Here is a 19,230-nt window from a genome sequence, read left to right on the forward strand (position 1 = left end):
CCGTATGGACGAGATCTGGAACGGCACCCGCACCGCTGACTACGAACACACCCGCCCCACCGGCACGCTCCTGGAATGGGAGCTGTACACGCGCTCCCTGATCGCCTGGCCCCAGGCCCTGATGGACGAGCCGGCCCCCTACGGGCGGCTGCGCCGCCCCGGCATCGTGGACATCGACGAGACCGTCCACCAGCACCTGGTCGGCGCCTGGCACGCCCGCCTGAATGATCCGGTCTACGCCGCCGACCTGATCACCCGCACCGAAGGGGCCCGCGCCCGCACCGCCACCGCCCTGCACGGACTGGAGGCGGCGCTGGAGGCCGGTGACCCGACCGCGGCATCGGCGGCGCTGACCGAGGCCACCGGCCACCTGCTGGAGGTGATGTCGACCCACATCGTCAACTGGCTGCTGCCCGAGACCGCCTGGCAGAACCTCCTGACCGACCTGCTAGGCGGCCCGGCCGCAGCGTCGGCGTGCGGCTCGGCCCTGATGACGCCGACCGCTCCCGGGCGGCTGCTGACCACCCACCTGTCCCCCGGCCCCACACCGTCCGCGACCGAGGCGCCCGCCGCCCGCCAGCGGGCCCTACAGGCCGCCGACGCCTGGGCACTGGCCCTGACCTTGGCCGCCGCCGGAGACGCCTCCCGCCTCACCGCGGCCCGGCTCGTGATCACCCTCAGCCGGTGGGCCGCCGACAGCGAGGAACGCCGCGCCGAGCTGCGTGACCGCTACCTGGCCGCCGTCCCCCGGTGGGCCGCCCTGACCGGCACCGATCCCACCCGGCTGACCGTGGCCGACCTGACCTGCAGCGGAGCCGCCCGATGACCACCCCTCCCGCCGCCTGCCCCCTCATCGCCCTGGCCGACGCCGACGACCCGGCCTCCTGCGGCGGCAAGGCCGCCGCCCTGGCCCGCCTGCGCCACGCGGGCCTGCCGGTCCCGGACGGCGTCATCCTTCCCACCTCTACAAGCACCGGTGACCTTCCCGACGTACTCGCCGCGATCCTGTCCTGGGCGGCCGGGCGCGCGCCGTACGGGCTGATCGCCCGCTCCTCGGCCCCGCACGAAGACGGGACGCTCGCCTCCTTCGCCGGCCTGCACACCTCCGTCTTCACCCCCGCCGAACCCGCACCGCTCCTGGCCGCCCTGCACCGGGTCCGTACCTCCGCCGCAGGCGCAGCCGCCTACGCCCGCGCCCGCGGCGTCGCCTGCTCACAGGCGATGGCCGTGCTCGTCCAGCCCGCGCTACGCCCGTACGCCTCCGGCGTCCTGGCCATCGAACGAGATGACGCCCCGGCGCGCTGGCGCGTCGAAGCCGTCCACGGCCTGGCCGAACCGCTGGTCAGCGGACGGCAGACCGGGGAGATCCACACCGGCCCGCCCCCGGCCCCGCCCCGCCCGTGCGGGCAGAGCGTGATCGCGCTGCCCGGCACGGCCGCAGAACTCCGGCTTCCCCCCGGAGAGTGGACCACTCTGCACGACGCCGACGGCGCCCTCCACCGGGCCAAGGTGCACCTGTCCGGCGACGGCCTCGTCCACCTGCACCGGCCGGCCGCATGGGCCGACCGGCCGGTCCTGACCGCCGAGCAGGTCCACACCCTGATCACGGTCGGCTCCCGTGCTGCCGCGGCGCTGGGCTGGGATCGCATCGACGTCGAATGGGCGCTGACCCGCGGCGGCCTGCACCTGGTCCAAGCCCGCCCGCTGACCGCCCCGCTGCCGCCCGCCCCCGGCCAGACGTCCGGCATCGGGCCGGGCTGGGAGGGGATCGCGGCCGTGCCGGGCACCGGCACCGGCCCGGCGCTGCACCTGGAACCGGCCGCCGCCCACGCCTTGGACCCGCAGGCCGTCACCGGCGCGGTCCTCATCTGCCAGGCACTCGGCCCCCAGACCGTGCACCTGCTGCACCATGGGCCCAGCGCGATCGTCGCCGCCACCGGCGGCCCGCTGTCCCACACCGCGATCCTGGCCCGCGAGTTCGGCATCCCCTGCGTCACCGCCGTCACCGATGCCCTGGCCACCATCGGCCCGGGAACCCGCCTCCTTGTCGATGGCACCGCGGGAACCGTCACCCCGGCCACCTCCGGCACGACCCCGGCCGCTGACGGCACCGACCTGCGCGACAGCGCCGTCCTGGTCACCTCCCCACCGGCCACCCCACCCGGCGACGGCCGGGCCGCGACCCTGCTGCTGTGCGAGCCCACCACGGCGGATGTCGCCCGCCTGCCGGCCTGGTTCACCGAGCCGGCGGCCACGCCCGGGGCGGCCCCGGCCGGGCTGCTGCGCCTGGGATCCGACACACCGCTGCCCGGCCTGCCGGAGGGATACCGCGACATCTCCCTGCCCGGGATGGGCCGGTTGGCCTGGCCGCGGGACGCACCACTGCCTGCCCGCGTCGTGGTCCTCGGCCCGGACGGCACGGTCCTGCTGGGCCGCGCCACCGATCCACCCCCCGGGGAGACACCCCGATGACCCGCACACCTGAACCCTCTGGTAGCGGTCCGGCCCGCTCCTGCGCCCGCCACGATGATCGGCGCCCTGCCCCGGCACGCCCGCGCACACCGTGCTTCTGGCAGCCGGGAAGACCGCGAGCGGCGCAGCCACCGGACCGGTTCGCAGGAACCGGTCGCGCCCGGTGGCGTAACTGTCAGTGGCGTCTGGGATCGTCACGGAAAGCTCACAAGTGAAAGCCGTCCGTCACATCGGGGGGAGGTGGCGCGCCACGTACGCCGACCGGGCACCGCCAGGACGTCGGCCGCTTCCCTCCGCCGGCTCCTGCCCCGCGCCAGGCACCACACGCTTCCAGCTTCTCCCCTCGATCAGGACGCCTCGCCCCGCCCGCCGAGCCGACACGCGAGGTGTCCCCGGCCTTGAACAGGAGCCGCCGACGTGGCTGACCAGACCGCCGTCACCGACACCGACGCCACCCCCCGACCGCACAGCGAAGAGCTGGAGTTCGTCTACAACGGCGGCGACAGCGCCGAGCTGGCCCGGCACCTGACCTGGCGCAGCTTGATCAGCCGCCTGCCCAAACTGGTGCGCCGCTCCTTCGCCCTGGCCTGGGCCGTGGACCGGCGCTCGACGATCGCCCTGCTGGCCTGCCAGGTGATCTCCGGCCTGCTGGAGGCACTCGGCCTGTTCGCCACCACCGCGGCGCTCAGCGCGCTGATCCAGTCCGCCAGCGATCCCGCGCACCTGACTACGGCCCTGCCGTCCGTGCTGATGCTGGCCGGAGCAGCCGGGCTGCGCGCGATCCTGGGCATCGCGATCCAGGGGTTGTCGAACCGGCTGGGGCCGCGGATCGCCCGGGAGGCCGAATACCGCATGCTGCATGCGGCCACCGGCGCGGAGATGGCCGCCTACGACCACCCCGGATTCGATGACCGCTACGACAAGGCCGACCGGGGCGTCGAGGTCAGCCGGGACATGATCGGCGAGTCGCAGAACCTGGTCTCCTCGGCGGCCACGCTGATCGCCGCGGCCGTGGTCGTCGGTGCGCTGGCGCCGGTCCTGCTGCCGCTGCTGGTGCTGACCGCCCTGCCGCAGGCAATGGCGTCCGTCGCGGGCGAGCGCGTCACCTACCTGGCGACGCTGCGCACGTTCCGCGACCGGCGGATGCTGAACATGCTGCGCTGGTACCTGTCCCACAAGGACCAGGCCGACCAGATCCGCACCGACACCCTGGCCTCCTACCTGCTGGACAAGTACCGGGCCAGCGGCGTCCGGGTGGACCGCACCGTCGATGAGGCCACCTGGCAGCGCGCCAAGATCAGCGTTGTTGGCTCGGCCGTCAGCGGTCTGGCCGCCGCCCTGATGTGGGCCGGGGTGATGGTGCTGCTGGGCACCGGGCACATCGGCGCGGCCGCCGCCGGCACGCTGGTGTTCGCGCTGCGCTCGGCCTCCGGCGGCCTGCACGGCATCGTCGGCTACGGCGCCGACCTGATGCGCACCGGCCGCTACATGGACGACTGGGAGTCCTTCATCGACGAGGCCGCCGGGCAGCGCCTGGACCGCGGCGCCCTCACCCCGGACCGGCCCCGGCAGGTCGCCCTGCACCAGGTCACCTACCGCTACCCCGAGGCCGAGTCCGACACCTTGCGCGAGGTGGACTTCGAGGTCCGCCAGGGCGAGATCGTCGCCGTGGTCGGCGAGAACGGCTCCGGCAAGACCACCCTGATGAAACTTTTGTGCGGCCTCAACCTGCCCACGGCCGGGGTGGTCACCTGGGACGGGATCAGCACCCGGGATCTGGACCCGTACGCGCTGTGGAAGGAGTGCGCGGTCGTGCCACAGGAGTTCGCCCGCTGGCCGATGACCGCCCGGGAGAACATCACCCTCGGCCAGCCCCAACCGGACGGGGATGCGGCCGTGCACCGCGCGGCGGCCGCCAGCGGCGCGGATGCGGTGATCACGGTGCTGCGCAGCGGCCTGGGCACGCTGCTGGCGCGGGAATGGTGGAACGGCCAGGCCCTGTCCTCGGGTCAGTGGCAGCGCATCGCGGTCGCCCGCGCGATCCACCGCGACGCCGGTCTGCTGGTGATGGACGAGCCGACCTCCGACCTCGACGCGCGCGCCGAGCACCTGATCTTCACCGGGCTGCGCACGCTCGCGAAAGACCGGGCGGTCGTGCTGGTCACCCACAACCTGGCCAACACCGCGGTCGCCGACCGGATCGTCGTCATGGAGGGCGGCCGCGTCACCGCGCAGGGGACGTTCACCGAGCTGACGGCCCGGCCGGGGCTGTTCCGCGACCTGTGGCTCCTGCAGCAAGATCGCATGACGCCCGCGGCGCAGGAGGACGCGGCGCGATGAGTGAACCTCGAGTGGCCAACGGCCGAGCGTGGGACCGCTACGGCCGCCATCACCTGGCCCAGAGGACGGCCGTACCGGTCCCGGACACCATCGCCTGGGGCTTCGGCAACCCCGGGCCCGGCACCGCGGTACTCGGGCCGCTGACCGGCCGCCGAGTACTGGAGGTGGGCTGCGGCACCGGCCGCTACGCCGCCCACCTGGCCCGCGACCATCACGCCTGCGTCACCGGCGTCGAGAGCTCACCGAGCCAGTACGAGCGCGCCGTCGCCGCCTACGGCACGCTCCTCGGGTTGACGCTGGTGCACGCCGATGCCGTCGACTACCTGCAGCATGCCGGGGACTTCGACGTGATCGTCAGCGTGCACGGGGCGCTCTGCTTCACCTCACCGGATCTCCTGCTTCCAGCCGTCTTCGCGGCGCTGCGGCCGGGCGGCCTGCTGGTGGCCTCGGTGCTGCACACCAACTACCTCGGCGACGGGCCGTCACAGGTGGTGGAGCCGTCACCGCAGCGGCTGCAGCTCGGCGGCGGTGAACCGGAGACGGTGTACCGGTGGGTGCTCGCACCCCAGCTGTGGCGGCGCCTGCTCGCCGAGCACGGCTTCACCGGCATCGTCATCGACCGCCTCGACAGCCAGACCGACGGCGATCCGACCTCCTGCTGTCTGATCCGCGCCACCCGGGAGCCGCGATGACCGCACACACCGTCGCACCCGCGGCGGACCACCGGCCGGTGCGGTCGCCGCACGGCCCCGCTGGGTCGGCTGCCGTCCTTGTAGCCCACCGGCGCGGTGCGGCGGGCCGTTCACTCCGGTCGTGGAGGAGCGCGTGATCCCCCGGCGTCTGGCCAGTTCGGTGGAGCTGCTGCGCAGCAACGCGCCCTACCGCCGCTACGCCGCGGCCCGCCTGTCGTCGACCTTGGGCACGACGGTCGCCCCGCTCGGGCTGGCTTTCGCGGTGATCGCCGGAGGGGGCGGCGCCGGAGCTCTCAGCTGTGTCCTGCTGGCCGAACTCCTGGCGTTCCTCGCGGTGACACCGGTGGCCGGGGTGCTGGCCGACCGGCTGCCCCGCAAGAGGATCATCATCGCGGCGCAGGTCGCCAACGCCTGCCTGCAGACGGTGGCGGCGGTGCTGGTGGCCACCGGGACCGCCACGGTGGCGGCGCTGGCCGGACTGGGAGTGATCGCGGGCGCCACCGCGGCCTGTTTCCAGCCGGCGATGAAGAGCGTGCTGGCCAGCCTGGTGGCCCCCGAGGCGCTGGTCGAGGCGAACGCCCTGATCCAGATCGGCAGCAACCTGGTCGCCATCGGCGGGCCCGCCCTGGCCGGGCTCGTGATCGCGGTCGGCGGGGCGCACTGGGTGCTGGCCTGGGACGCCTTCACGTATGCCGTCGCCGCCGTGGTGTTTCGCACGCTACGGCTTCCTCCCATTGACCGTGCACGGCGTCGGCGGTTCTGGACGGACCTGACCGAGGGCTGGACGGCGTTCACCAGCCGCCGCTGGCTGTGGGTGCTCACCATGCTGAGCATGATCACCTCGGCGTGCTGGGCCGCCCTGACGGTGCTGGGGCCGATCTACACCGTGCAGTATCTGGACGGCGCCATCAGCTGGGGGCTGATCAACTCCTCAATCGGGCTCGGACTGATCACCGGCTCGGTGACCGCGCTGCTGGCGCGCCCGGCCCGGGTCGGCGTCGTCGTCTGCGCGGCCGCGATCCCCGAAGGGCTGCTGCTGGTGAGTCTGGCCGCCGGGGCGCCGCTGCCGGTGATCGCGGCGGCCGCCGGAGCGACCGGCGCCGCCGGGACGATCCAACTCGTGACCTGGACGAGTTTCCTCCAGCGGACGATCCCCGACGTTCAACTGAGCCGGATCCTCGCCACCACGGCGGCGCTCGGCACCCTGCTCACGCCGGTCAGCTACGCCCTCGCCGGCCCGTTATCGGAGCTGGCCGGAGTGCGGCCGGTGCTGTGGGGCTGCGCCGCCCTGGCCCTGAGCGGGGCCGCCGTCGCCGCCTGCGTCCGCGACGTACGGCACGCGACCCCCGGCTCCGGCCCGGCCTCGGCCACATCCCCCTGTCCGGTTCCCCTCGATTAGGAGATGATCGTTTCAGGTGCCGCGACCATGACCGTGATGAGCCAGAACGCGCGCTACGGGGCGAGCCGGCCGCCTGCGGGTCCGGCTCCCCCGGTCTACGCCTCGCCAAGCGGTTGGGCGTAGACGGGGTGGCGCCGTCTCAGCGCATTGCGGCGGGTGAGGTCATGCCCAGCGGCGTTGGAGCCAGCCGATCGTCGCCTGCCGGGAGTACTCGCGGCGGTCGCGCAGATGCGGGGCGTGCGCTAGTCCCGGAAGGGCGGCCGTGTGGGTCCAGTAACTGGCCAGCGCGACAAGGAATCCGTCGCCACCTAGCCATCGGCACGCTGCGCAGGCCGAAGCGGAGGCGGTGCCGACGACGCGATCAGGGGCAAGCCGTCATGGCTGATCGCCGAGCAGCTCGTCGCGGACCTTCGCCCACCGCAGCGAATCGCGGATCCCGTCGGCGATCGAGTACTGCGTCTTCCAGCCGAGCAGCCGGGCGGCGCGGTCGCTGCGGGTGTAGGCACCGACCACGTCGCCGGGACGGCGCGGCGCCTCGACGACCGCGACCGGAGGGGCGACCACGGCGTTGAAGGCGTCGGCCAGCTCGGTCACGGTGGTGCCCGTGCCGGTGCCCAGGTTGATCACATGGTGCCGCCTCTGCCCGGACAGGACCTCATCGAAGGCGCGCAGCGCAGCGACGTGCGCGGCGGCCAGGTCCCAGACGTGGATGTAGTCGCGGATGCCCGAGCCGTCACGGGTGGGATAGTCGGTCCCGGTGACGCGGAAGGCCGCTCCCGTCTCGTGCGCTTCGATCAGCTTGCCGAGCGCGTGGCTGGGGCGGCGCAGTTGCAGGCCGGTGCGCAGGGCAGGGTCGGCGCCGATCGGGTTGAAGTAGCGCAGCGACAGCACCCGCAGGGACGTGGCGGCGGCGATGTCGGCGAACATGGCCTCGCAGACGGCCTTGGTGCGCGCGTACGGGCTCTGCGGGGCGATGGCCGAGTCCTCATCGACGCTGAAATCCGCACCCGGCTCGTAGATCGACCCGGACGAGCTGAAGATCATCCGCTGGCAGCCGTTGCGCAGCAGGTGGGAGACGAAGTCGAGACTCGCGGCGACGTTGGCCCGGTAGTAGCCGACCGGGTCGGCGACCGAGTCGGGCACGACGATCAGCGCGGCGCAGTGCACGACCGCGGCGATGTCGGGGTGCTCGGTGAAGACGCGGTCGATCAGCGCGCCGTCGGCGATGTCGCCCTCGTAGAAGGCGCGGCCGGCGGTGAACTCCCGGCGGCCGGTGATGAGGTTGTCGACGACGACGGGGGTGATCCCGTCGTCCAGGCAGGCCGAGGCGATGGTGCTGCCGATGTACCCGGCGCCGCCGGAGATCAGTACCTTCATCGCAGTCGTTCCCTTCCGCCCGCCGGATGGCCGGGTCTCACCATGGGTGATGTCATCTGTAGCACGCGCGTGCCGCCGGTGACCGGTCATCGCGCGCTCCCGCCGTACGGCGCGCCGCGGGCGCGGTCCCGGGGGGTGGAGGCCGGCGCGCGCCACCCGGGCCGGTGCGACCGTCTGCGCGGCGGCCGCCCCCGAAGAGCTGCTGCTGATCACCATGGCCGCTGGTCCTACTGGCCGCCATGATGACCGGAGCGGCCGGCCGCGCGCACCAGCCGTACCATCTCAGGATCTGAAGCTCGGATTACATCGGTGCGTGAATCCCCGCCGTCGTCCGTGGACGCAACCCGGAGCCGTTGTCTGATCCGCGGATTAAGAAGTTCCATGTCAGAGTCGAGTGAGGACGCAGAACTCGTTGTCCTCCGGGAATGATCGGCATCCCCACCGGCGGTTAGAGCTTCTCCTTCCTCTTGCTCGGGCGTCCTCCGCCGAGGAGCCGCTGCTTGTACCCTGCGAAGCGGTCGTGTTCCGCCTGGTAGCCCTCTGCGGGGAGTCCGGCCATGAAGCGTTCCAACGCCTGACACAACTTTCTGGCCTCTCTGACGCTGCCCTGGCTGACAGCGCGATCGATCATCCTGAAGACGATCATGACCTGATTTCTGTGCACCTCCGCCGCGTTGGCCTGCTTCCTGGGCTGCTTGCTCGCTGCAGGCGCGAAAACGCGCGGCTTTCCTTTCGGTGTCTTCTTGGCGGACACCGGTGTGGCTGCACGGACTGTCTCGCGGCGCCCGCTGATCCGCCGGCGGGCCTGCTTCAACTGCCGCTCGGTCAAGTGCGGCATCAGACTTTCCGCTTCCGTGTAGAGCCGGGCCGATGCCTCGGTATCACCCGAGTCCCGTGCCTGTGACAGGTCCCGCAGGATCGCCTCCATCCTGAGCCAGACCGACGGCTCGGCACCGGATGTGTCTGCGACCGCCGCAGGGCTCTCCCCCGTCGCTTCGGGCTCGTCGAGGAGGAACGGCTGTAACGCCTGGGCGTGGATCGTCCAGGTCATCGCCGTCTGGCCGGGCGATGACTCCATAGTGATGAGGGCCGGGCCGACAACGTGATGGGGGTGGCCGACGCTCAGGTCAACCGGCGGTTCCGCGAGTCTGACTCGGATGTTCTCCGCGGGAAGCTTGACGATCTCGCTCTCCACCTCCGCCTCTACGATCCGGCCGTCTACCGCTCGAGGCACGACGGTCAGCAGGTTCACACTGAGCGGGAACCCCGCGGGCACCTCATCGTGAACCAGTTCTTGTGGCATCTCTCGAGGTTCGGCGACGGCCGGCCGATCTTGCGCGGGCTGCGCGGAGGGCTGGACCCGTTCATGTGTTTGCGGGCGACGGACCTCGGCCAGCTGCGGGGTCCAGAGCCGTCCCTGCTCGTCGATCTTGCAGTCTTCAAGGTTGGCCCAGAGCGGGATTTTGCCGCCGCTCTTGCTTCCGATCCGGACGGTACGGCGAAGCCCGTCGCTCTCGCAACCGACCACGAATGCATGACCCTCGCGCTTGGTCATGTGCTTGACCATCGGCACCGGCGGCGCGAAGAGCCACTCCACCCTCTTGTGCGAGCGCCGGAGCACGGCATCACGCTGGGGCCAGACACGGTCGGAGTCCTTACGGAGATCGTTCCGTAGCGCGATTGCGATCATGAGGCCTTTCGTGGTCTCGATCGTCATGCCCGTGCAGATGCCGCCCTGCTGCGGCACGGTGCCCTCCAGAACGATCTCCTTGACCTGGTGCCCCTGCTGCTTCAGCCACTCGGTGAGTGCCTGCCGGATGTACAGGTGGTCGGCGCTCTGCGCGTCGTTGCTGGAACGGCGGCAGTTCACCGGTCTGCCGGTGTCCTCCGGATGGTGGGCGAAGTGCGGCACTTTCACCGGTCCGATACGGGTGTAGAGCTCCTTGCCGCAGCCGCCTAGCCACTCGCCGCAGTAGAAGCCGCGGGCACCGAAGCGTCCGCGCAGCCGCTCCGCCTCGATCCGCTCGAACGGCATCAGGATCGGGTCATGTGAATCCGGCGACCCCAGTACGGCGGTCTGGACTTTGCGCGTGTCTCTCATGGGCGTTCAGACCTCGATTTCCGAGCCCGGACGGAAACGCTCTCCACGGTGGAGCACAGGGTATCCATCAAGTTTTGGACTCTGGACAGGGGCGGAACGACATCCTCAACCGCACGGCGGTGCTCGATGGACTACGGCTGATCCTGTGAATCATGAGAGCCGGTCCAAGACTGCGACCAGCAGGATCTGACAGCGGCAGCCAACCGCGCGCTTAACGTAGCGGGAGGGACGCGCACGGTATCGTTCCAGGGGTGATCGCGTGTTCCGTCGCGCCGCCCCGCTTGTGGCTCTCCGGATCGAAGGCGTGCGGTGGGCCGTCCCGCGGACCCCGGCTCCGACGGCGGGCCCGCTGGTTCTTCTCCGGGATCGTCGCGGAGATCCGCCGACACCCCGGGCCGGTGGATCGCAGCCGTCGCGGTCTGCCCCTCTCCTGGCGTTCTTGGTCATCAGTGCACCAAACGTTATGACTCGCCTATAGCATCTGACCTTGGGTTCGGCTTCGGTTCAGCAGCCGGCGAGAGACAACGTCGACAGCGGAGTGGGCGCATGCTCGAAGGCCGGTGGGCCACCGTCACCGAGTCCGAGTTCGACCATGAGCATCGCGGCCTGGAGGCCATCCGCGAGCGGCTCCCGGACGCCGAGCCGTGGCGGGCCTGGTCGAACTTCACCTTCACCGCGCACGCCGGTCACGTGCGGGAGGTCGACCTGCTGGTCGTCACCCCCGGCGGCGTGTGCATGGTCGAGCTCAAGGACTGGCGCGGCAGCCTCACCACCGAGAACGGCACCTGGGTGCAGACCACCCGCGACGGCCGCCGGATCCCCCACGGCAACCCGCTGCACCTGGTGAACAAGAAGGCCAAGGAACTGGCCGCCCTGCTGGGGCAGTACGGCAAGCGCGTGTGGGTGTCCGCGGCGGTCTGCTTCACCGACTCCTCGCTCAGAGTCCGCCTTCCCGCCCACGACCAGAACGGCGTCCACACGGTCGACGAGCTCGTGGAGATGCTGCGGCGACCGGCGAGCGACGACCGGCAGCGCATCACCGCGACCGACTCCCGGGAGATCAAGGCCGCGCTGGAGCGGGTGGGCATCCGCCGCAGCGACGCCGAGTACAAGGTCGGCCCCTACCTGCTGGAGCGCAAGTCCTTCGACACCGGCCCGACCTGGGCCGACTACCTGGCCCGCCACAGCGAACTGCCCGAACTGGCCCGGGTCCGTATCTACCTGCGCGAGCGCGGCTCGGACACCTCAATCCGGGCGTCGGTGGAGAACGCCGCCCGGCGCGAGGCCGCCGTGCTGCGCCGTTTCCGTCACCCTGGCGTCGTCCAGCTCAAGCAGTACGACCCGTCCGGGCACTCGGCCGGCCCCGCCCTGATCTTCGACTACCATCCGCACACCCTGCGCCTGGACGAGTACCTGGTCCAGTACGGCGACAAGCTCGACATCCTCGGCCGGATGGCCCTGGTCCGGCAGCTCGCCGAGACGATGCGCTCGGCCCACTCCAGCCGCATCCACCACCGTGCGCTGGCCGCCCGCTCCGTGCACGTGATCCCCCGCAACCGGGGCCGCGAGGGCAAGGCCATCGGGGAGGAGGCCGCCTGGCTCTCCCCGCACCTGCAGATCTCCGACTGGCAGATCGCCACGCAGCGCAGCGGCAGCGGACCGTCGCAGGGCATGACGCGGTTCGCGCCGACGGCCCTGTCGGCGATCCACCTGGCCGAGGGCTCCGACCCCTACCTCGCTCCCGAGCTGACCGCGGTGAGCCCCGACCCGATCGCCCTCGACGTGTACGGGCTCGGCGTGCTCACCTACCTGCTGGCCACCGGCCGGGCCCCGGCGGCGAGCCAGGCCGAGCTGCTGGCCCGGCTGGAGGCCGGGGAGGGACTGCGGCCCAGCGCGATCGTGGACGGCTTGTCCGAAGACATCGACGAGCTGGTGCAGGCCGCGACCGCCTATCGGCCGGTGCAGCGGCTCGCCACGGTCGATGAGTTCCTGGAGATGCTGGAGTGCGTCGAGGACGCGCTGACCACCCCCGCTTCCGGCACGGCCGACACCGGTGCGGCGCCGGTCCCGGCGGCACAGGCTCCGCAGAAGGATCCCCTGGAGGCCGTCGCGGGTGACGTGCTGGCCGGCCGCTGGGAGGTACGGCGCCGTCTGGGCACCGGCTCGACGAGTCGCGCCTTCCTTGTCCGGGACCTGCACGCCGATCCGGCCGCCAAGGGTGCCCGTGCGCTCGCGGTGCTGAAGGTGGCCCTGTCCGACAGCCGCGGCGAGGTCCTGGCCCGCGAGGCCGAAGTCATGGGGCAGCTCCGGCCCGACTCGCGCATCATCCGGTTGGTCGAGCCGGAGCCGCTGGTCATCGGCGGACGTACGGTCCTCGTCTTGGAGTACGTCGGCGACGAGCGCGACCCGGACGGCAGCGGCGAGCCTGCGGGCGGGACGCGCCGCCGCGAGGAGACCGTGGCGCGGCAGCTGCGTGAGAGCGGCCGGCTCCAGGTCGACCAGCTGGAGGCGTACGGCGACTACCTGTTCGGCGCGGTCGACTTCCTGGAGGGCGAGGGAGTCTGGCACCGCGACATCAAGCCGGACAACATCGCGATCCGGGTTCGCCCCAACCGCACCCGCGAACTGGTGCTGATCGACTTCTCGCTGGCCGGATACCCCGTCCAGGAGACCGACGCCGGCACCGACGGCTACCTCGATCCGTTCATCGGGACGCTGACGCGTTCGGTGTACGACGCCCACGCCGAGCGGTACGCCCTCGCCGTCACCCTGCACGAGATGGCCTCCGGTGAGCTGCCCAAGTGGGGCGACGGGAAGGTCTCGCCCCGCCAGACCAACCCGGAGCAGTGGCCGGTCCCGGCGATCGCCGCCGACGCGTTCGACCCCGCGGTCCGCGACGGGCTGGTGGCCTTCTTCCGCACGGCCCTCCACCGGGACGCCGCGCGGCGTTTCAAGGACCTCAAGCCGATGCGGGACGCCTGGAAGAAGCTCTTCCTGGACATGGCGGAGACGACGCCGTCCGGCCCCCGCGCCTCCCGCCACCCGGTACCCGCGGGGGCCGGGCCGGCGGACACGGAAGAGAGCGCCCCGGTGATCGCCGCCGCCGAGCCGACCTCCGCCGAGCAGCAGCGCGACCGGCTCGCCGCCGAGGTCACCCGCGACACCCACCTGTCGGCCGCCGGCCTGACCCCGGCCGCCGAGTCGTTCCTGTACGGCCTCGGCGTGACGACGGTGGGCGGGCTGCTGGACTACAGCCAGCGCAACCTCGTCAACGCCCCCGGCCTGGGCGCCAAGACCCGGGGCGAGGTCCAGCGCCGCCAGCGCGAGTGGGGCGAGCGCCTGCGCCAGACGCCCGTCTCCCCGCTCACCCCCGAGGGCCGCCGCGCCGCCACCGAGGAGCTGGAGCAGCTCAACGCCACCGAACCCGCCCAGCTAGACACCCTCACCGCCGCCGAGGCCTCCGACGACTCCTCCCAGCGCGCGCTGCGCTCCGTCAGCCTCGACACCCTCGCCGCGCTGCTAGTGCCGGAGCTGAAGAAGAACGGCTCCAACCGCAGCGAGGTCGAGATGGTGCGGCTGCTGCTGCGCCTGCCCGACGAGCGGGGCGAGCTGCCGGGCATCGGCGTCTGGCCGAAGCAGCGGGAGGTCGCCGAGGCCCTGGGCCTCAGCGCCGGCCGCATTCCGCAGCTGCTGAAGACCCAGCGGACCCGGTGGAAGAAACTCCCCGCGGTGCAGGCGCTCCGCGAGGAGATCCTGACGCTGCTGGCAGGGCTCGGCCGGATCGCCTCCGCCGCCGAACTCGCCGACGCCCTGGCGGTACGGCGCGGCACCCGCCTGCAGGGCCGCGAGCAGCGCCGCGCGCTCGCCTTGGCCGCGGTACGGGCCGTGGTGGAGGTCGAGCAGCTCGTCCCGGAGGAGAGCGCGTTCCGGCACGCCGCCAACCGCGAGGCCACCGGCGAAGCGATGGGCGCGGGCCTGCTGGCCCTGGAGGTCGGCGAGGACGACGCCCCCGACACCCCGTCGGCTCCCGGCCTGCTCGACTACGCGCACCGCCTGGGCCGGGCCGCCGACCGCCTCGCCAAGCTCGACACGCTGCCGACCGCGACCACCGTACTGAACGAACTGGGGGCGATCACCCCGCCGCCGGGCACGATCGAATGGGACGAGCGCCGCACGGTCGAGCTGGCCGTCGCCGCCTCCCGGAACGCCGCCGCCACCCCGCGGCTGGAAATCTACCCCCGTGACCTGTCCCTGGTGCGGGCCCTGCGACTCACCCAGGCCGGCCTGGTACGGCTCATCCCCGGCGTACCCGAGGGACGGCAGCCGGGCCTGACCGCCGAAGACGTCCACGAGCGGGTGCGCGCCCGCTTCCCCGAGCTGACGGACGGCCGAGGCGCCCGCGACCTGCCGACCGCAGGAGCCTTGACCAAGGCCCTGCGGGACGCCGGGTTCGACCTCACCCTGTCCACCCGCGAGGACACCGGAACCCTGCGCTACCTGCCCGCGCGCATGGACACCGCCTCCAGCTACCTGACCGTGCGCGCCTGGCGGCACACCACGGCCGGCACCGGCATCACCCGATACGCCGACGACCCTCAGATCGCGGACGCGGTCCGCACAGAGGAACGACTCGCCGCCTCGGCGGGGCGGGACGGGTTCCGGGTACTGACGGTGCGAACCGGGCTGAGCCGGGAGGCGGTCGCCGAGCTCGCGGACACCTCCGGCAGATTCGGAGCCGAGGTAACCTCGATAACCGAACTGTTCCTGCAGGCCATGCACGACCTCGTGCCGCCGGGCACGAAACCGGCCTGGGAGACCATCCTGCGCGCGGACGTCGCCGAGCCCGGCACGCGAGCGGCACTGAAGTTCACCGAGTACACCCGCACGGCCTGGGGCCGAATCGAACCGAAGCTGCGCGAGCTGCTGGAGACGGGCACCGGCCCGGTGCTGCTGACCGACGCCGCCGCGCTCGCCCGCTACGACGCGATGGGCATGCTCGACCGGCTCGCGGCGGCGGCCCGCCAGGGCCTGCGCGGCCTGTGGCTGCTCTGCCCGCAGGGCGACCCGGCGCGCGAACCGAGGCTGGGCACGGTCGCCGTGCCGTACCAGGCAGGACTGGGCGAGTGGATCGAGCTGCCGGACGCGTGGGTGAGCAACACCCACCGGGCCGGACAGAAGAGTCAGAAGGTGTGGGGAGAGACCGAATGATCGACCGCAAGGCGCTGTTGGACGATCTGAAGCAGCAGGTCAAGGCGGTTGAGGCCGACCTCGCCAAGCAGGTCAAGGCGCTGCCGGAGGTCGAGGGGCGGTTGCGCGCCGAGTACGACCGGGCCCGTGCGCTGGGCCGTACCGCGGCGACCTGGAACACCTGGCTTTATGGTGACGGCAAAAAATATGAGGGACGCATCACGCAGGTTGCTGTGACGTGGGTGCTGGGCACGGTCTTCGTACGCTTCTGCGAGGACAACTGGCTGATCCCCGAGCCTTACTTGACTGCTCCAGATGCCGAGCGCCGGGACCTGGCACAGGCGCGGTACGAGGCGTACGTCGAGCATGACCCCAACCCGACCTACCGCGGCTGGTTGGAACGTGCCTTCACAGAGCTGGGGGAAGGGCAAGCGGGGAGGTTGCTTTTCGACCGGGCGCACAACCCACTCTTCCAGATCCCACTCTCGCACGATGGAGCGGGCGCATTGATGGAGTTCTGGCGAGAGCGGGACAAGGTTGGTGCGCTTGTCCACGACTTCACCGACCCGCTGAACGACGACGGTACCAAAGGGTGGGACACCCGCTTTCTAGGCGACCTGTACCAGGAACTGTCAGAGACTGCTCGTGAGGTTTACAAGCTGCTCCAGACCCCAGTGTTTGTAGAGGAATTCATTCTCGATCGGACGATGGATCCAGCGGTGGGGGAGTTCGGTTTTGAGGAGCTGAAGATGATCGACCCGACCTGCGGGTCGGGCCACTTCGTGCTGGGCGCGTTCCGGCGACTGGTACGGCTCTGGGCCGAGCAGCGGCCGGATGTTGATCGGCACGAGCGGGTACGGGCAGCGCTGGACTCGGTGCACGGGGTGGACGTGAACCCGTTCGCGGTGGCGATCGCCCGGTTCCGGTTGCTGGTCGCCGCGATGGCGGCAGCGGGCATGCGGACGATGAGGGAAGCGGCCAAGTACGACTGGCCGATGCACCTCGCGGTCGGCGACTCGCTCATCAAGCAGCGCCAGCTCGAACTGACCTTGGGTGACGAGATGCCTCGGGACCCGCTGGCGGAATTTGCCTACGTCGTGGAGGACATGCACGAGCACCCCGACATCCTGAAGCCGGGCCGCTATCACTTGGTGGTAGGGAATCCGCCGTACAATCAAGTCAAGGACAAGAGCCTGAATGCGTTGTACCGGGAGCTGTACAGCGCTTGCGTGGGCAAGTATGCGCTCTCAGTGCCATTCGCGCAGCGGTTCTTCGAGCTGGCTAAGCACGGCGATGCCGACGGACGAGGGTATGGCATGGTTGGCCAGATTACGGCGAACTCATTTATGAAGCGGGAGTTCGGGACCAAGCTGATCGAGGAGTTCTTCGCGCACAAGGTCGAGTTGGTCGAGGTCATCGACACGTCGGGGGCATACATCCCGGGACATGGGACTCCGACAGTTATCCTTATCGGTACATGTCGCGCAGGGAAGATCCGTTCGGAGACCGTTCGCGCGGTTCGGAGTGTGCAGGGCGAGCCTTATACGCCCAAGAGCGGTGAGGATGGACTAGTTTGGAATGCCATCGTAAAACAGATTGACAATCCAGGCTCCACTAGCCAATGGGTCTCAGTAGGAGATCTGGGGCGCGAGCGATACTTTGGCAAGCAGCCCTGGGTTCTTGCGGATGGCGGCCTTGAGATGATTGAACAGATAGACAAAGCCAAGCAGGCAGTCTTGAAGCATAACATTAAGCGCATCGGCTTCTATGGCATCATGGGATCCGATGATTCGATGGTAGCTCCTTTTCATGCATTTCGGAGGGTTAGTGCAGAGGAGTCATTTATTAGGCAACTTGTGGTTGGCGATGAGGTTCGTGACTTAATCTTCAATGATGGTGACTTTGCTTTTTACCCTTATGACGTTGATAGAAGAATCCAGCATTTCGATGCCTTCCCGAGTCTGTCTCGATGGATCTGGGCTTCGCGTACCGAGCTAGGAAACCGAGCTACCTTCTCGGGCGGTACCTATTTCAGAGATCGTCGCCCTTGGTGGGAATGGCACCAGCTCCCAAAGGATCAGGATGCTCATTCGTGGTCCATCTCATACGCGGAGGTGGCCACGCATAATCACTTCGCACTAGATCGTGATGGAAAAGTATTCAAGCAGACTGCGCCGGTAATTAAATTGCGAGAAGGGGCGAGCGAGGAAAGTCACCTTGAGTTGCTCGGTTTGCTTAATAGTTCCACGGCTGCCTTTTGGCTTAAGATGAGGTGTCACAATAAGGGGAGTACGGTTGATGCCCGAGGAGCTCGTCAGGCGACGATTCCATTTGAGGATTTTTATCAGTTCAATGGAACCAATGTTGCTGATTTTCCTATCCCCGCCATGGGCCCTATTGATCTTACTTCTTCCCTAGATGATCTCGCGCAATCTCTCGTTGCTTCCAGCCCTTCCAAGGTTGCCGAATCTGAAATTCCTGCTGCCGTTAGATTTCGAGAGGCTAAGGCTACTTGGCAGCTCATCCGTGCTCGTATGATTGCTCTTCAGGAGGAGCTGGACTGGCAGGTCTACTCCCTCTACAACCTCCATCCCGAGGACCTGCGTATCCCCAACGAGGCCGACATCCCCGAACTCGCCCTCGGCGAGCGTGCCTTCGAGATTGTGCTCGCCCGCAGGGTGGCCAAGGGAGAAGCGTCCGACGAGTGGTTCAAGCGGCACGGGTCCACGCCCATCACCGAGATCCCCCTGCACTGGCCTGAGCCGTACCGGCAGATCGTCCAGAAGCGCATCGACGTCATCGAGTCGTCCCGCGCCATTGGGATGATCGAGCGGCCCGAGTACAAGCGGCGCTGGGCCACTGAAGGGTGGGACGCGCTCCAAGAGAAGGCCCTGCGTTCCTGGTTGCTGGACCGGATCGAGACGCGTGAGCATTGGTACGACGAGAACGGGCAGCCCGCCATCGTCACGCTCGCCCGGCTCGTCGACATCCTCTCCCGTGACGAGGATTTCGTCTCCGTCACCGCGCTCTACGCCCCCCGCCGGGACCTTACGGCCGTCGTCGCCGACCTGATGGCCGATGAGCATGTGCCGTTCCTCGCTGCCCTGCGTTACAAGTCGGCCGGGTTGAAGAAGCGTGCCGACTGGGAGCATGTCTGGGACCTGCAGCGTCAGGAGGACGCGGCCCCGGGCGAGTCGGCCAAGCGGAAGATCCGCGACTCGATTCCCGTGCCGCCGAAGTACATCTCTGCCGACTTCATCAAGGCGTCCTACTGGCGGGCGCGGGGCAAGCTCGACGTGCCCAAGGAGCGGTTCATCTCCTACTCCCGGGCCGTCTCCGGCTCCCCCGACCTGTACGGCTGGGCGGGCTGGGACCACCGGGAGCAGGCGCAGGCGCTGGCCACCTACTTCACCAACCACACCCTGTCCACCGAGGAGATCACCCCGTTCCTCGCCGGATTGCTGGAGCTGCAGCCGTGGCTGCAGCAGTGGCACGGCGAGTTCGACGCCATGTACAGCGGTTCCCCGGCGGACTTCTTCGCAGGCTACCGGCAGCAGATTCAGGGTGAGCACGGCCTGACCGACGACGCCCTGCGGGACTGGCGGCCGGCCGCACCCGCCCGCGGACGCCGTACCGCGAAGAAGCAGTAGCGGAGCGGACGG

The 19,230-nt window shown here is 70.0% G+C and carries 9 protein-coding genes; 7 read left to right on the plus strand and 2 right to left on the minus strand.

Translation table 11 applies throughout. The features are described 5' to 3' along the window. Window positions 1-4: 4 nt before the first annotated feature. The 5 genes from HS048_RS34180 (at window position 5) to HS048_RS34200 (ending at window position 6,903) form a co-directional block, all read left to right on the plus strand. Window positions 5-826 (plus strand): hypothetical protein, encoded by an 822-nt coding sequence (locus HS048_RS34180; protein WP_196469993.1) that lies wholly within the window; start codon window positions 5-7, stop codon window positions 824-826. Next, on the plus strand, window positions 823-2,472 hold the full coding sequence (locus HS048_RS34185) for a PEP/pyruvate-binding domain-containing protein (protein WP_196469994.1): 1,650 nt from the start codon (window positions 823-825) through the stop codon (window positions 2,470-2,472). Before HS048_RS34180 ends, HS048_RS34185 begins: the two co-directional genes overlap by 4 nt. Before the next feature lie 417 nt (window positions 2,473-2,889). Next, the gene (locus HS048_RS39015; protein WP_196469995.1) at window positions 2,890-4,812 is read left to right on the plus strand and encodes an ABC transporter ATP-binding protein; all 1,923 of its coding nucleotides are present in this window, start codon (window positions 2,890-2,892) and stop codon (window positions 4,810-4,812) included. Beyond that, the gene (locus HS048_RS34195) at window positions 4,809-5,504 is read left to right on the plus strand and encodes a bifunctional 2-polyprenyl-6-hydroxyphenol methylase/3-demethylubiquinol 3-O-methyltransferase UbiG (protein ID WP_196469996.1); all 696 of its coding nucleotides are present in this window, start codon (window positions 4,809-4,811) and stop codon (window positions 5,502-5,504) included. Before HS048_RS39015 ends, HS048_RS34195 begins: the two co-directional genes overlap by 4 nt. A 133-nt stretch (window positions 5,505-5,637) precedes the next feature. After that, window positions 5,638-6,903: an MFS transporter gene (locus tag HS048_RS34200; RefSeq protein WP_196469997.1), complete on the plus strand. Its 1,266-nt coding sequence runs from the start codon at window positions 5,638-5,640 to the stop codon at window positions 6,901-6,903. Between the two features lie 375 nt (window positions 6,904-7,278). Here the strand turns inward: HS048_RS34200 and galE are convergent, their stop codons facing one another. Both galE and HS048_RS34210 read right to left on the minus strand, forming a co-directional pair. Next, window positions 7,279-8,280, minus strand: coding sequence for a UDP-glucose 4-epimerase GalE (gene galE / locus HS048_RS34205; protein WP_196469998.1), 1,002 nt, complete (start codon window positions 8,278-8,280; stop codon window positions 7,279-7,281). Window positions 8,281-8,728: 448 nt separating this feature from the next. Further along, the gene (locus tag HS048_RS34210; RefSeq protein WP_196469999.1) at window positions 8,729-10,381 is read right to left on the minus strand and encodes a competence protein CoiA family protein; all 1,653 of its coding nucleotides are present in this window, start codon (window positions 10,379-10,381) and stop codon (window positions 8,729-8,731) included. A 546-nt stretch (window positions 10,382-10,927) separates the two neighbouring features. Here HS048_RS34210 and pglW point away from each other — a divergent pair. Next, entirely contained in the window at window positions 10,928-15,589 is a 4,662-nt protein-coding gene (gene pglW, locus HS048_RS34215) for a BREX system serine/threonine kinase PglW (protein ID WP_196470000.1), read from the plus strand. After that, window positions 15,586-19,218 carry a BREX-2 system adenine-specific DNA-methyltransferase PglX gene (gene pglX / locus HS048_RS34220; protein ID WP_196470001.1) on the plus strand — a complete coding sequence of 1,211 codons (3,633 nt, stop codon included), beginning with the start codon at window positions 15,586-15,588 and terminating at the stop codon, window positions 19,216-19,218. The genes pglW and pglX overlap by 4 nt, the downstream gene beginning before the upstream one ends. The last annotated feature ends 12 nt before the right edge of the window (window positions 19,219-19,230 follow it).

It is taken from the genome of Planomonospora sp. ID91781, from assembly GCF_015711595.1.
GTDB classification, from domain to species: domain Bacteria; phylum Actinomycetota; class Actinomycetes; order Streptosporangiales; family Streptosporangiaceae; genus Planomonospora; species Planomonospora parontospora.